Origin of the sequence: Sedimentibacter sp., assembly GCF_032080165.1 — a bacterium.
In the GTDB taxonomy this organism is placed as follows: domain Bacteria; phylum Bacillota; class Clostridia; order Tissierellales; family Sedimentibacteraceae; genus Sedimentibacter.
Map to the genome: position 1 here is coordinate 118,790 of NZ_DAMASY010000007.1, position 15,632 is coordinate 134,421.

The 15,632-nt window shown below is 34.0% G+C and carries 14 protein-coding genes; 8 read left to right on the forward strand and 6 right to left on the reverse strand.

Features of this window, described 5'->3' with window-relative positions; all coding sequences use genetic code 11:
* Window positions 1-6: 6 nt before the first annotated feature.
* The 6 genes from RT412_RS11295 to RT412_RS11320 all read left to right on the forward strand — a co-directional run bounded on the left by RT412_RS11295 (window position 7) and on the right by RT412_RS11320 (window position 6,390).
* Window positions 7-699: a response regulator transcription factor gene (locus RT412_RS11295; protein ID WP_313344823.1), complete on the forward strand. Its 693-nt coding sequence runs from the start codon at window positions 7-9 to the stop codon at window positions 697-699.
* Entirely contained in the window at window positions 671-2,776 is a 2,106-nt protein-coding gene (locus RT412_RS11300; protein ID WP_313344825.1) for a HAMP domain-containing sensor histidine kinase, read from the forward strand. Before RT412_RS11295 ends, RT412_RS11300 begins: the two co-directional genes overlap by 29 nt.
* A gap of 340 nt (window positions 2,777-3,116) precedes the next feature.
* The gene (locus tag RT412_RS11305; RefSeq protein WP_313344828.1) at window positions 3,117-3,533 is read left to right on the forward strand and encodes a putative ABC transporter permease; all 417 of its coding nucleotides are present in this window, start codon (window positions 3,117-3,119) and stop codon (window positions 3,531-3,533) included.
* 128 nt (window positions 3,534-3,661) lie between these two features.
* Window positions 3,662-3,913 carry a hypothetical protein gene (locus RT412_RS11310; protein WP_313344831.1) on the forward strand — a complete coding sequence of 84 codons (252 nt, stop codon included), beginning with the start codon at window positions 3,662-3,664 and terminating at the stop codon, window positions 3,911-3,913.
* 357 nt (window positions 3,914-4,270) lie between these two features.
* Window positions 4,271-5,524 (forward strand): UDP-N-acetylglucosamine 1-carboxyvinyltransferase, encoded by a 1,254-nt coding sequence (murA, locus tag RT412_RS11315; RefSeq protein WP_313344833.1) that lies wholly within the window; start codon window positions 4,271-4,273, stop codon window positions 5,522-5,524.
* Window positions 5,525-5,526: 2 nt separating this feature from the next.
* Window positions 5,527-6,390, forward strand: a complete 864-nt coding sequence (locus RT412_RS11320) for a radical SAM protein (RefSeq protein WP_313344836.1) — start codon at window positions 5,527-5,529, stop codon at window positions 6,388-6,390.
* Between the two features lie 70 nt (window positions 6,391-6,460).
* On the opposite strand, the gene RT412_RS11325 is transcribed toward RT412_RS11320, so the two are convergent.
* Window positions 6,461-7,072 (reverse strand): LysE family transporter, encoded by a 612-nt coding sequence (locus RT412_RS11325; RefSeq protein WP_313371174.1) that lies wholly within the window; start codon window positions 7,070-7,072, stop codon window positions 6,461-6,463.
* 153 nt (window positions 7,073-7,225) lie between these two features.
* Here RT412_RS11325 and RT412_RS11330 point away from each other — a divergent pair, with 153 nt between their 5' ends.
* Window positions 7,226-7,945: a pseudouridine synthase gene (locus tag RT412_RS11330; protein WP_313346712.1), complete on the forward strand. Its 720-nt coding sequence runs from the start codon at window positions 7,226-7,228 to the stop codon at window positions 7,943-7,945.
* Between the two features lie 90 nt (window positions 7,946-8,035).
* Here RT412_RS11330 and RT412_RS11335 read toward each other — a convergent pair whose 3' ends face one another.
* From RT412_RS11335 to RT412_RS11355, 5 genes are all read right to left on the reverse strand, one after another.
* Window positions 8,036-9,988, reverse strand: coding sequence for a TRAP transporter permease (locus tag RT412_RS11335; protein ID WP_398439342.1), 1,953 nt, complete (start codon window positions 9,986-9,988; stop codon window positions 8,036-8,038).
* The gene (locus RT412_RS11340; RefSeq protein WP_313346710.1) at window positions 9,985-10,464 is read right to left on the reverse strand and encodes a DUF1850 domain-containing protein; all 480 of its coding nucleotides are present in this window, start codon (window positions 10,462-10,464) and stop codon (window positions 9,985-9,987) included. Before RT412_RS11340 ends, RT412_RS11335 begins: the two co-directional genes overlap by 4 nt.
* 51 nt (window positions 10,465-10,515) lie before the next feature.
* On the reverse strand, window positions 10,516-11,466 hold the full coding sequence (locus RT412_RS11345) for a TAXI family TRAP transporter solute-binding subunit (protein WP_313346707.1): 951 nt from the start codon (window positions 11,464-11,466) through the stop codon (window positions 10,516-10,518).
* Window positions 11,467-11,639: 173 nt separating this feature from the next.
* Entirely contained in the window at window positions 11,640-12,914 is a 1,275-nt protein-coding gene (locus tag RT412_RS11350; protein WP_313346704.1) for a homoserine dehydrogenase, read from the reverse strand.
* 469 nt (window positions 12,915-13,383) lie between these two features.
* On the reverse strand, window positions 13,384-14,058 hold the full coding sequence (locus RT412_RS11355; protein WP_313346701.1) for a response regulator transcription factor: 675 nt from the start codon (window positions 14,056-14,058) through the stop codon (window positions 13,384-13,386).
* A gap of 189 nt (window positions 14,059-14,247) precedes the next feature.
* On the opposite strand from RT412_RS11355, the gene RT412_RS11360 reads away from it, so the two are divergent.
* On the forward strand, window positions 14,248-15,591 hold the full coding sequence (locus tag RT412_RS11360; protein ID WP_313346698.1) for an ABC transporter substrate-binding protein: 1,344 nt from the start codon (window positions 14,248-14,250) through the stop codon (window positions 15,589-15,591).
* The last annotated feature ends 41 nt before the right edge of the window (window positions 15,592-15,632 follow it).

The window sequence follows — 15,632 nt, forward strand, 5'->3', positions numbered from 1 at the left end:
GATAATATGAATATTTTAGTTTGTGATGATGATAAAGAAATAGTTGACGCAATAGAGATATATTTAAAAAATGAAGGTTATAATATTTTAAAGAGCTACTCCGGCGTAGAAGCCATAGAAATGGTTAAGTACAATGAAGTGCATTTAGTCATTATGGATATAATGATGCCGGAAATGGACGGAATAAGAGCTACAACAAAAATCAGGGAAATAAAAAATATTCCCGTAATTATGCTGTCTGCCAAATCAGAAGAAACAGATATTGTATTTGGACTTAATATGGGAGCCGACGATTATATTACAAAGCCGTTCAATCCGTTGGAGCTATTGGCGAGAGTTAAGTCGCAGCTTCGAAGATATACCACATTAGGCGGAGCCGGTGAAGTAGAAAGAAGCAACTGTTATAAAACAGGCAGCTTGTTTATGGATGACGAAAGAAAAATAGTTACCGTTGACGGAGAATCAGTGAAGCTGACTCCGGTTGAATATAAAATATTGTTATTGCTTACAAAAAATAAAGGCAAGGTGTTTTCCATAGATGAAATTTATCAGGAGGTATGGAACGAACCTTCTTTTAATCCCGAAAACACTGTGGCAGTCCATATCAGAAGGATAAGAGAAAAAATAGAAATAGACCCGAAAAATCCAAGATACCTGAAGGTGGTGTGGGGTGTTGGTTACAAAGTGGAAGATTTATAAAAGAAAAAGAATTACTAAAATAGCTGCTTTTGTATTGATATTGATATGCGTTATGGTAGGTGTGTCTTCCGGCTTGAATATTTATCTCAATGTAGAAAATTATGAAAGTATATCAGAAAAGAATTATTTAAAAAGTAATACACTAAGCAACGAGCTTCGTTATGCTGCAAATCGATTAGAATATATTTTGAGTGTTTATAAAAGTGAGGATTATATACTCGAAGGACAAACGGTCGAAGATTTAGAAATAGAGGACAGTTGGCAGCTTACTAATTTGTATAACAATTATATTACCGAAATGGGTTACGAAAACAATCAGCAGTCAAAAGAGCTTTTTTGGAAGGAAAGAAGTAAGGAAATAGAGAAAGTAAAAGAAACAATATTGAACTCTGATTTGACAACTTACCATCAAATATTAGATGACCTGAATGATCCAAAAGGATTAATTTATTATGCAACTGACGGTAAAAATGTAATAACCAATACGGAAAGACCGGATAAAAACTATTATAAGCTATTCAATGTATATATTGTAATAGATAATAAATCCATTGAAATAGTTCCAAATAACGGATATGGAAGCTTTTCCGCATCCTTGACGGATATATTTGAGAAATTAGAAAAACAAAGAGATAAAACTTCCATCTATGCAAGCTTAACCGATGATGGTCTTCTGCTTCGTGTAAACAGATGGAATTCCGACAGGCAGATATTAATTAAAAACACAGCAGTTATAGTTTTATGTTTATGTATTATATTAACATGCTTTGTTTACCTTTCTTCAGTCACGGGCAGGACAGTGCATAATGAAGAAATCAATTTATATACAATAGACGATTTACCTACCGATTTAAATTTAATATTGATAACAGGTATTGTTGCCTTTGGATATTTTAATTTTTACAGTGTATTGGATCTCAGGTTTGTAAACATAAATTTATTTAGATTTACAATGATATCTTCAGCATTGATATTCGTAACAATAATATTATTATTGTTTTTTTCCATTGTAAGACAAATCAAAAATAGAACATTTATAAAGCATTCATTGTTTTACTTGTTATTTAGAGCTCTAATTAACAGTATACTAAAAATAGTTGCAAGCGGACCTTTGATGCTAAAATCAATAGGAGCAATAATATTTTTAATAGGAATATCGGCATACAGCTTAAACTATCCTCCGTTATTGGTAATTATCGCTTTAACTACCGTCTATATTGTATATACAAAGGTCAAGAAATTTGAAACTATTCAGGCAGGTTTACAGATTGCCAAAAATGGTGATTATGACAAAAAAATAATCGTAGAAGGAACCGGAGAATTTAAACAGTTTGCAGAAAATATAAACGAAATGACAAGCGGTTTGAAAACGGCAGTTCAAAACGAGGTAAAAAGTGAAAAATTAAAAACCGAATTAATAACCAATGTTTCTCACGACATAAAAACACCGCTTACATCAATAATGTCGTATATCGATTTATTAAAAAGAGAAGGACTTTGTTCGGATAATGCTCCAAAGTATTTAGAGGTTTTAGACAGAAAATCAAAAAGGTTAAAAACACTCACAGAAGATTTATTTGAAGCAGCAAAGGCAACAAGCGGGAGCATTGAGCCAAAATTTGTGAAAGTTAATGTAAATGCATTGGTTTCACAAATATTAGGAGAGTTAGATGAAAAAATTAATGAATCAGAATTGACATTTAAGGTAACTGCGACTGAGGAAAAAGTATATGCATGGGCAGACGGCAGATTGTTAAGCAGAGTTATGGAGAATTTGTTATCTAATATTTTTAAATATGCGATCAGGGGCTCAAGAGTTTATATAAATATTACAGAAACAGAAAAAGAAGCAAGAGTAAGCTTTAAAAATGTTTCTGCCTATGAGCTGAATATTCCTGCGGAGGAATTGATGGAAAGATTTAAAAGAGGAGACGAGTCAAGAAGCTCTGAGGGAAGCGGCTTAGGTCTTGCCATAGCAAAATCGTTGATGGAGATCCAGGAAGGTATTTTGGAAATCAGCATTGACGCAGATTTGTTTACAGCAGAGGTAATTTTAAAACGATGGGAGTTATCTTAGACTGCTGAAAAAGCCCCCCGCTTAATTTTATAACCATAAATTTTTTAAAAATAATTAATCGTTCATAATACTAAAAAAGAAAACAGCGTGTAACTTTTAAATATAACGTCCCCATAGGTATTTAAAATTACACGTTTTTTGTATTTTAAGTAAATTGTTAGAATTACAAAAAATATTGAAATTAACGGGAGAATTGGTTTATGATTTTATAATAAAATGGGAATACCTATCCAAGGGTGGAACAACAGCAGGTCTTAGAAGTACAAATTAAAAATTGTATTACTCACGAAGAATTGGAAAGTATAATAATTGACTACAGTGAAATTTGAGGTAATGAGCTATGAAAAAAGTATTTGAATATATGACTTTGCTTATATATGGTGGGGTAATATATTATTTTATTGAATTGGTATATAGAGGATACAGCCATTATGCTATGATTTTGGTAGGAGGGCTGTGTTTTATTTGTATAGGCTTGCTAAATGAACTTTACACTTATAAAATGTCTCTTGTAAAACAAATGATAATATCCTCTTTTATAGTAACAGCAATAGAATTTATTGCAGGAGTAATATTAAATATCTGGTTAAAATTAGATATTTGGGACTATAGTAATTTAAAGTTTAATTTAATTGGGCAAATAAGTTTGAAAACAAGTGTCATATGGTTTTTTCTTGCTTTACCTGCTATATATTTAGATGATTATTTAAGATATTGGATGTTCAAAGAAGAAAAACCACATTACAAATTAATATAAAAGAATTTTCAGGAATATTTTTTTAATTGAATAACTCTATAGATACAGCAGTTTTGAGACAAGTATAAATAAGATACATATAATAATATAGAAAGCATATGCTTTCTTTTTTTAAAGGAGTAATTAACATGGATATAAATAATATAATTCAAAATTTCGGCTTTCCTGTAGCTTGCGTAATAGGATGTGGCTGGTTTATATTTAGGATGTATACAGATAGCACAAAACAAAGTGCTGAAAGAGAATCAAAGAATTATGAAATGTTATCAAAATTTCAAGTAAGTATCGATAAATTTGCAGATGTATTAGAAGGATATGAGCAAAAATTAACGGTTATTGAAAGAGATGTAAAAGATATTAAAGATGTTGTTAATAAGTAGCAAAGAATGAGGGTTGAAGGGATTGACAGGTTGTTTATAATGATGATTTTACCTACTTTATTATAAAAATCTTAAATCCCTTTATTCCATACGTTATTGAAAAATGACTACACACTAAAGAAATGAATAAAAATTAAAAATTTTATAGTATTAGAGTGAAGTAACCATAAATTTTTTAAAATATGAATAAAAAATAATTAATTGCTCATAATACTAAAAAAGAAAACAGCGTGTAACTTTTAAATATAACGTCCCCCTTTATTTTAATCATACGCTATTTTCTTTTTTTTATTGAAATTTTTTGCGAAAAATGTTATTATATATAAATATAAAAACAGTAGCTATTAAGGGAGAAACATGGAAAAAATAATAGTAAGAAAAAGCTTAGGGCTTAATGGGAATATAAGAGTTGACGGTTCCAAAAATGCAATACTGCCTATATTGGCAGCGACACTGTTGACTGATGAAGAATGTATAATTCATGATGTACCATATTTGCAAGATGTTCAGGTTATGTGTAAACTTCTTGAAAGCTTGGGAGCAAATGTAGAAAAAATAGAAAATAACACGCTGAAAATTTCAGCCAAGAATATAAATACATGTGAAGCACCATATGAATTAATCAGTAAAATGAGAGCATCATTTTTAGTGATGGGACCTTTATTGGCAAGATGCAATAGCGCAAAGGTTTATATGCCCGGTGGGTGCGCTATTGGGACAAGACCTATTGACTTGCATTTAAAAGGTTTTAAATATTTAGGCGCTGAGGTAAAATCAGAAAGCGGATATGTTAATGCTGCGACTGAAAGATTAATCGGTAATGATATTTATTTAGATTTCCCCAGTGTAGGGGCTACGGAAAATATTATAATGGCAGCTTCGCTTGCCGCAGGAGAAACAATTCTGGAAAATGCCGCCGAAGAGCCGGAAATAGTAGATCTGGCAAATTTCTTAAACAGTATGGGTGCCAATATAATCGGAGCGGGAACAAAGACAATACGTATAAAGGGAGTAGAGAAGCTTCATAAGACAGAACATACAATAATCCCTGATAGAATAGAAGCAGGTACATATATGGTTTTGGCAGCTGCAGCCGGAGGAAATGTTACAATAGAAAACGTTGTTTCCAGTCACCTTCAGCCTGTTATTGCAAAACTCAGAGAAACAGGAGCAACTGTAGAAGAATATGATGATAAAATAAAGGTTGTATCTAACGGCAATATCAAACCCGTAGATATTAAGACTCTTCCATATCCGGGATTCCCAACGGATATGCAGGCACAATTTATGGCTATGCTGGCCATAGCGGAGGGTACAAGCATCATACATGAAACTATTTTTGAAAATAGGTTTATGCATGCAAGCGAGCTGTCCAGAATGGGAGCAAATGTGAAAATTGAAGGAAGCAGCGCAATTTTAAAAGGAAGCAGTAAACTAAGCGGTGCAAAGGTTAAAGCAACTGATTTAAGAGCAGGAGCTGCTTTAATAATTGAGGGGCTTATAGCTGACGGTGAAACAGAAATCACGGAAGTTTATCATATAAAAAGAGGTTATGCAAATATTATAGAAAAGCTTCAAAATATCGGAGCTAACATACATTGCGAGGAATAACGATGTATTCAATGCCATTATACAGACCGCCCAGTGAAGCAAGAAGTTTAATAATCCAAGTCACTGAGGGCTGTTCACACAATAAATGCAGGTTCTGCTACATGTATAAATGCAAGCAGTTCAGATTAAAATCAAATGATGAAATAAAAGAGCACATAAAGGAATTAAAAGCTTATCATAAGAGACCGGAGAGGATTTTTTTAGCTGACGGTAATGTATTATGCTTAAAAACTGATAAATTAATCGGTTTATTAAATTATATAAAAGCCGAATTTCCATCGGCTCAAAGAATCAGCTCTTATTCGGGACCGTTGGATTTGATAAGAAAAACAGATGAAGAATTAAAACTGATAAGGGAACATGGCTTAGAACTTTTGTATCTCGGAGTTGAAAGCGGCTCAGACAAAGTGCTTTCTGTGATGGAAAAGGGAGTTAATCAGCGTGAGATGATCGAAGCAGGTCAGAAGGCGGTAAAAGCGGGATTTAAGCTTTCATGCATGATTATTTCAGGACTTGGCGGAGTAGAGTTTATGGAAGAGCATGCCGTAGAATCCGCAAAGGTTATTTCGGCAATAAATCCCCATTACTTTTCATTGTTGAGATTAGTCGTTGAAGAAGAATCGGAGCTTGCAGATGACGTAAGACAGGGCAAGTTTAAATTGCTGGATCCAATCCAAACATTAGATGAAAATATAATTATGCTTGAAAATATGGAGTTAACTGATTGTATATTCAGAGCAAACCACGTTTCAAATTATTTGAATCAAGCAGGTGTCTTGAACAAAGATAAAGATATGTTAATTGAACGATTGAAAAAGTTCAGAGACAGTAATGATTTTATACCAATGGGAAACGATAGGTTGTAAATATATACAACCTATCATCTTGATTACTTTGTAATCAATCTTAGATGAGAAATTATCTCATCTTTTTTAATTAAATCGTTTCAAAAAAATTTATTCCTAATTTTATACCATAATAAATTATAACCGCTCCGCATGCAATGTTAATTATTTTCAATGCCTTTTCATTAAATGCCTTCTTAAATACACTTACAATTGTTCCAAGTGATAAAAACCATGCTAATGATGCTAATGAAGAACCAATTATAAAGTATTTTGCCATATCTGTCGAAAGTGAAGCTCTGAATCCGCCGAAAAGCATTGTTCCGTCTATGAGTGCCTGCGGATTTGCCCAGGTTACCAAAAAGCATGCTAAAGCAACTTGTGCGAAAGTTTTTTTGGTTTCCATCGTATTGTTTAGCTTCGGAGCAGATCGTATGAGCCCGATACCAATCCAGATAATTGCAACAGAGCCAAGACCTAAAAGCAATATTTTTACTATGGGAACTGCTTCAATTAATGCACCCATTCCGAAAAAGCAGGCAAGAGCCAATGAAATATCAAAAAAAATAGTTATAAGTGCAACCATGTATAGCCTTGATTTTGGCTGGGTCATTGCCGTGTTGATTACATACATGTTTTGCATACCTATTGGAGCAACGTATGCGATGCCAATAGTAAATCCTTTAATAATTGTTTGAATCATGAAGCACCTCTCTTGATTAAATTTTTCGCCTGCATAAATGATATTACTTAATTATTCTAAAGTCAATGCATGATATTAGCGTTGACACATTAGGTACAAATGTTATAATGAATTAAAATAATGGCACTGTATAGTCATGTTATAGGGGTAAATATGAAATTCAGAATAGATAAAATCCTTTCTAATATGGGAATTGGTTCAAGAAAGCAAATAAAGCAGGATGCAAGAAAAGGACATATTAAAATAAACGATGAAATTGTAAAAGACAGTTCAAAAATTATAGACACCGATATTGACCAAATAAAACACAAAGACAAAATAATAAAATACGTTCAGTACATATATTTGATGATGAATAAGCCAAGCGGAGTTGTTTCGGCTACAGAAGACAACTTTGACAAAACAGTTATAGATTTATTGAACGAAGAGGATAAAATATATAATCTGTTTCCTGTGGGACGTTTAGATAAGGACACAGAGGGTCTTTTGTTGATTACAAATGACGGTCAGCTTGCCCATGATCTGCTTTCGCCAAGGAAACACGTTGATAAAACCTATTATGCAGAGGTGGAGGAGGAAATAACGGAGAAGGATGTAAAAGCATTTTCCGAAGGAGTTATATTAACCAATGAAAACTATAAAACCTTGCCTGCTAAGCTGCAAATAATTGAATCCGGATATCCGTCATCCTGCTACGTGACAATAAAAGAAGGCAAGTTTCATCAGGTTAAAAGAATGTTTAATGCCGTTAACAATGAGGTAATATATTTAAAGAGATTGTCCATGGGACCTTTGAAGTTGGATGAAAGATTGAAGGTAGGAGAATACAGGCATTTGACCGACAATGAAATTGAGATGTTAAAACAAAAATAAAAAAACAGCGAGGATCTCACCGGATGAAAAGATGAGATTCTCGCAGTCTCATTCACAAAAATATTTACTTCAAAATAGAGTCAGGGCATCTTACTTAGCTTTTTTCATTTGATATATAAATACAATTGCTAATATTGCAATTCCTATTAAATCTGTTATTATATTCGGATGAATCATCATCAATCCGCCAACCAGAAATACGACTCTTTCAAACTTGTTCATAGGTGCAAACAAGTAATTTTCCATGGAAGAGCTTATTCCGACCATTCCGATTACTGCCGTTATTATCATTTGTACAATTTGTATCGGTGTTGTATCAATCAACAATATAGCAGGATTCAAAACAAACATATACGGTATAATAAATGCCGCAATTGCAAGCTTGCTTGCTTGCACCCCCGTCTTTAAAGGATTACTCTTTGCTATAGCACTTCCTGCAAAGGCAGCTAAGGCAACAGGTGGAGTTATATCAGCAATAATACCGAAGTAGAATGTGAACATGTGAGCCGCAAGTACCGGAACTCCAAGCAAAACTAAAGCAGGAGCTGCTATGGTCGATGTTATAACATAGTTTGCCGTAGTCGGTGCCCCCATACCTAATATTATGGAAGTAATCATTGTAAAGAATAATGTCAACAATAATTTTCCACCTGACAGTGCAACCAATCCGTTGCCTAACTTAAGTCCTAATCCTGTCAATGTAATAGTTCCTACTATAATGCCGGCGCAAGCACATGCCATTGAAACTCCAAGGGCATTTTTAGCACCTTGTTCTAATGCTTCATATATATTTCTCAAACTTAATCTTGTTGATTTCCTGATAGCACTTGTTACAACAGAAAGTCCTAAACCATAAAGGGCAGCTTTAACAGGAGTAGAGCCTTCCATTAAGAAATAAACTATTCCCACTAACGGAACGAACAAATATCCTCTGTCAAGCATAACCTTTGAAATTTTAGGAAGCTCCTCTTTGCTCATTCCTCTCATACCTAATTTTTTTGCTTCAAGATGAACGCTTATGAAGATACCTGTAAAATATAGCAGAGCCGGTATTATTGCAGCTTTGGCAATCTGAGAATATGGTATACCGATGAATTCTGCCATTAAGAATGCCGCTGCACCCATAATCGGGGGCATTAACTGACCGCCGGTGGATGCTGCCGCCTCTACTGCTGCCGCAAATTCAGGCTTATATCCCAAGCTTTTCATTAAAGGAATAGTAAAGCTGCCCGAACCAACAGTATTAGCAACGGAGCTTCCTGAAATAGTTCCTTCTAATGCACTTGTTATTACTGCAACCTTAGCCGGTCCTCCCGCAGCAAAGCCTGCAACAGAATTTGCCAGGTCGATAAAAAACTCTCCGATACCTGTTTTCTCTAAGAAGGAGCCAAGCATTATAAAAAGAAATATAAATGTGGCTGCAACTCCTAAAGGAATGCCTATAATTCCTTCTGTAGTGTAATACATGTGACTTACTATTCTTGACAAAGAATAACCTCTGTGGTTTAAGAATCCCGGCATGTACGGACCTACGAATGCATAGACAAGGAATACGGTTGCGATTATTGCAATCGGCAATCCAACAACTCTTCGGGCACCTTCAAGTACAAAAATAATACCAATTATTCCTATAGCAATATCCAATGTATTTTGATCTCCGGCTCTTAATAAAAGAGCTTCAAAATTTAACGAAATATACATTGCTACCGAAAAACCTATTATTGAAAATAAAACATCAATCCATCCGAATTTCTTTCTGTCGGCTTTACCGGATGCCGGATACAATAAGTATACTAAAGCAAAAATGAAAGCTAAATGAACAGAACGTTGTATCTGAGCCGGCAATATTCCGAATATCGCAGTATAAAGCTGAAATGATGCAAATATTACTGCTAATACGGAAACAATTTTATTTTGTATTCCGCTTAATCTCCTATATGAGGATTCTTTGTCGAATTTGGCCATTATTTCATCAATATCTAAATTTTCATCAATATCAACATTTTTTTCAGCAGGGGGTTCATTTAAGTTAGAGTCACTCATGTTTGAAAATTCCTCCTTAATATATTAAATATTGAGCATCGTTTGATTTGAAACACGGCAGGTTGCTGGTGCTCAATAAATTTTTCTAATTTAAAGCTTATGTTATCTGAATAAAGAGTATGATCTGCGTAGGTTCCCACCATGTAAGTAAATTCTTTTAATTCTCTGTCAATATCATTTATTTCAACCACACCATCTTTAAGTGTACCACCCTCCATTCCTGCACCATATGAATAAAAGGTTGTTTTATAAACTATGAACTTATTTTTATCTATTTTGTAAAATTCATTTACAGGTGTTCTGTTAACTGAATGCAGGAAGCTTATATGAAAATATCTGAAATCATCAACACTTCCTATATATACTATTTTGTTTGTGTTCCCGTTAGAAATAGTAAACTGCTCTATTAAGGGAACAAAAAGAAAAATTATTGCTAATAAAACAAAAAACGAGACAATGAATATTTTATTTTTCATTTGTTCTCCTTAAGTGGAAGGGGAACACAGGAATGTCCCCCCGGTTTTACACTATTTCAAAATGCCTGTTTCTTTAAAGTATTTTTCAGCACCCGGATGAAGTGGTATTGATATACCATCAACAGCTTCATCTAACTTAAGCTCTGCACCTTTTGCGTGAGCAGTTGCAAGTTCCGGTTGGTTTTCAAATAATGACTTAGTAATATCGTAAATAATATCTTCTGAAGCTTCACTGTTTGTTGCCAAACAAGCCAACACAGCAGCAGTCTTAACGTCTGAAGACTGTCCGTTATATGTATTGGAAGGTATTGTGTATTCTACGAAGAAAGGATATTTTTCAACCAAGGTTCCTATTGCATTATCAGATAATGATACCAATGAAACAGGATTCATTGCTGCAATATCCTGAATTGATGAATTAGGAATACCTGAAGTTACGAAAAATGCATCAATATGCTTATCCTTGTAAGCATCTGCCGATTCAGCAAATGATAAATAGCTTACAGACATATCATCATAAGTCATGCCGTATGCTTCCAATATTTGTCTCGCATTTGCTTCAACACCGCTGCCCGGAGCTCCAACCGATACTTTTTTGCCTTTTAAATCTTCAATGCCGTTAATTCCTTCTGCAGCAACGATTTGAATAATTTCAGGGTATAATTTTGCTATGCCGCGAAGATTTTCAAGTTTTCCTTCAGCAAAAGCTTCTGTTCCGTTATAAGCATAGTCAAGCATATCATTTTGCAATATAGCAAGCTCGGCTTCGTTTTTACCTAACAGCTTACAGTTCTCAACAGATGCGCCTGTTGCCTGTGCAGTTACATTCATATTTTCAATTTTTGTGTTAAAAATGTTTGCCATAGCGCCGCCAAAAGGATAATAGGTACCTGTTGTTCCGCCTGTAGCTAAAATAAGGTTTGTCTGAGGAGTTGAACAAGCTGCCATAACAATTGTCATTAATAGAGCTATAACTAATAATACTGAAATTCTTTTTTTCATAAATTCCTCCTAAGATTTAATTGTAAATAAATTATAAATAAAAGGACATACATCCCTTAAAACAAATATATGTTTCTTAATTATTTTCATTACAATTTTTATGCAAACGTTATATTAAGACATTATACCATTGGAGTAAAAAAATGTAAATAAAAAGATGAACGACAAATTTCTTAGAAATCCTCCACCACTATAATGCTGGCGATTTGAATTACACAATCAAAATTACTAATTTCTTTTAAGGCATTATCAATATTTTTTCTTTCAATATCGTGAGTAATGAACACTAACGGTGCTGTATTATTGCCGTTTTTTTGTCTTTGGACAACAGAATCTAAGGATATGTTATTTTTACCGAATACACTCGCTATTCTTGCCAATACTCCCGGTTTATCTATAACTTCAAATCTGATGTAGTATTTTTTATATGCTCTGTTTACTATTTTGTATTTATCGGCATTTATACTTTCTGCATATTTCCTGCTTTCATTTTTAACAATGGATACTATATCATTTAACACAGCGCTGCCTGTTGGAAGCGAACCTGCTCCCTTGCCGTAAAGCATTATCTCCCCTACGGCGTTGCCCTTTAAAAATACAGCATTAAATTCATTTTTAACAGTTGATAAAGGGTGGTCTGAAGGTACAAATGCAGGATGAACTCTTAATTCTATTTCGTTATTTGACTTGGAAGCAGAAGCTAAAAGCTTAATATTGTAACCTAATTCCTTTGCATAAATAATATCCTCTTTAGAAATTTTAGTGATACCTTCCTTTGGTATATCACTAACACTAATTCTTTGATCAAATGCAATTGAAGACAATATGGCTATCTTATATGCGGCATCATCACCGTCTACATCCGAAGAAGGATCAGCTTCGGCAAATCCCAACCTTTGCGCTTCCTTTACAGCTTGCTCATATTCAAGACCGTTTTCTGTCATTTGAGTCAGGATATAATTAGTCGTTCCGTTAATTATTCCGGCTATATGTTCAAATTCATTTGCTGAAAGATTTTCTGTAATAGTATTAATTATGGGAATACCTCCGCCGACGCTGGCTTCATACATCAATCTGACGCCGTTTATATGAGCTAACTGTTCTAATTCTTCGCCGTGAGTTGCTAAAAGCGCCTTATTAGCCGTTACAACATGCTTTTTGTTATTTAACGCATTTCTTATGTATTCATAAGCAGGATTTATCCCTCCGATTAATTCAACAATGATTTGGATATCTTTGTTATTTATGATTTCATAAGCGTCTGTTGTATAGGTATCTGCCGGCAAATTTACACTTCTTTTTTTACTGATGTCTTTTACAAGAACCTTGCTGATAACCAGCTGCTTATCTATATTTCCGACAATCTTTGTATTATTAAACTCAATAATACTTATAAGTCCTGACGCAACAGTTCCCATTCCTAATATTCCTAAGTTTATTGACTTCATTTTGTCCTCCTTGATGTTTATATATTAAACACACATGTTTTTAAATTGAATATTGAAACAATATATCATAACTTAGAGCCTTAATCAATATTTAATTTTAATTAATTGATAGATGACACAACCGTTACAAAATAAATAGCACCCAATTTTCTTTTTAATTCGAAAATCAGGTGCTATTTATTTGGGTTTTCTTTTATCATGCCTGTTGGAACCACCTCCTTTGTCAATATCCATCTATATTATCAACTGGTTAACCTATTATCCTACAAGTCTACTTTTTTCATTTGATTCATCTTATCCATTACTGCAACCTTGAGCTTTTCCTATAGAAAGCTCCCGTGCAATACTTTTGCAGTGCGTCCTCAAATTACTGATAGATTTTGTGTTTCTGTAAGATTTTAGTTTAACTTAAGTTGTATTAATAATATACCCCCTAAGTGCAGCTTTAAACATAAAAAAATTAAATTTTTTACGCTTCTAATTTATATCCTATACCTCGTATGGTAGAAATTATATATCTGTATTTTCCAAGGTTATTTCTAAGCATTTTTATATGAGTATCAACAGTTCTGTCAAATCCGAAAAAGTCATATCCCCAGACCTCTGATAAAATTTTTTCTCTGGAAAGAGCCACATTTTTATTTTTTACTAAATAAAATAACAGTTCATATTCCTTTGGAGTAAGGTCGACTTTTGCTCCTTCCACATAGACGCATCTACCGGACATATTAATTTCGAGATCCTTAAATTTGAAGCTTTTCATTATAGAATCAGGATCTTTTTTATAGTTTCTCTTTAAAATGGCATTAATCCTTGCCATTAATTCCTTTGGAGAAAACGGCTTAACAACATAGTCATCAATTCCTATTTCAAATCCGAACAGCTTGTCATATTCTTCCCCGCGAGCTGACAGCATTACAATAGGCACTTCCTTTATCTTACGTATTTCCTTTGCTGCATGATATCCGTCAATTTTCGGCATCATGATATCCATAATTATAATATCATAATCATTTTCTTTGCAAAGGTTTACAGCAGTCATGCCATCGTTTGCCTCACTGACACAATAACCCTCGAATTCAGCATATTCTCTTATAACCTCACGAATTTTAATTTCATCATCAACTATAAGAACTTTGTACAAGACATTCACTCCTTAATGATATACTATTAAAATTATAGCATATAAATGTAAATAATAAAGCAAAAAATGCAATATTTAAAATTAATCTTTCAATTTTCACAAAACTATCATAATTTGTTCATTTATTTAACACAATCAGCGCGTACAATGAAAACGATTACATATTTATTAAAAATAGGAGGAGTATTAATGAAATCAAAATTAGCTTTGTTTTTAGTGTTAATTATGTTAATTTCAATTACAGCAACCGGCTGTACAAGCAGTCAAACTCAAACACCGGCAGAACCGCCGAAGACAGAAGGTCCTGCGAATGAACCTGAAGGGCCGGCATCAGGTGAACCTGTCAAGGTTGGAGCAATATTGCCGTTGTCCGGCTCAGCTGCAGCAACCGGTGTTAAATTGAAATATGCAATTGAAGTGGCACAAGAAATCATCAACGGAGAGCATCCGGAAATTGCTTTGCCGTTAGCTGAAACTATGGGGCTTCCAAACTTAGGAAATGCACCTGTTCAGGTAGTATTTTCAGACCATCAGGGAAATCCGGAAATAGCAAAGACTGAAGCAGAAAGATTAATTCAAAATGAAAAAGTTGTTTCATTAATCGGCGCATATCAAAGTTCTGCAACAAAACCTGCAAGTCAATCAGCAGAAAGATTCAAAATACCTTTCGTTGCCGGCTCATCAAGCTCAGCTGCTTTAACTGAAAGAGGGCTTAACTATTTCACACGTATAGCTCCTAATGATGATATGGAAACAGAAGTATTCTTTGAATATTTGAAATATTTGAACGAAGAAACTAACGCTGACATTAAAACAATCGGAGTTGTATATATAGACAATGAGTATGGCGTTCACGCAGCTGAAATGGTTGATAAGTGGTTAGAGGAAAAATATGCTGCAGATGGTTTTGAAAAAGTCGTTGCAGTTAAATATCCGACAGACGTAACAAGCGTTGATACTGAGGTTCAACAAATTAAGGCAGCTAATCCGGACGTATTGTTCCACGCTTCATATATAGGTGATATAACTCAATTCGTTAAGAAGTATAAAGAATTTGAATTCACACCGAAGGCAGTTGTAAACTATTGCGGCGGATTCCAGGATACACAATTTGTAGTAAACCTTGATAAGGACGGAGATTTCTTCTCAGGCGGAGCTGCATGCGCACCTACATTGTTTGATAAAATGGAAGTTGTAAATCAGATAAACGAATTATTTAAGGTTAAATCAGGCGGAGAAAATATTGACGGTCCTGCATTAGAAGAATTTGCTTCCTTATTGGTTGTAGCTGATGCCATCAATCAAGCTAAATCCACAAACGGGGATGCAGTAATGGAAGTTATAAGAACTGCAAAATTTGATGCTCCATATTTCTCAACAGGTGCAATTCAATTCGATGATAAAGGTCAGAATCAATATTCGGCATCATTCATAGTGCAAACTCAAAATGCAGAGTATGAAGCAGTTTTCCCTGTAGACATTCAAACTGCTAAACCGATTGCTCCATTCCCAACATGGACAGAACGTAAGTAAGAAGATAATTTATTTGTCATCCTGAGCATAGCTCAGGATGA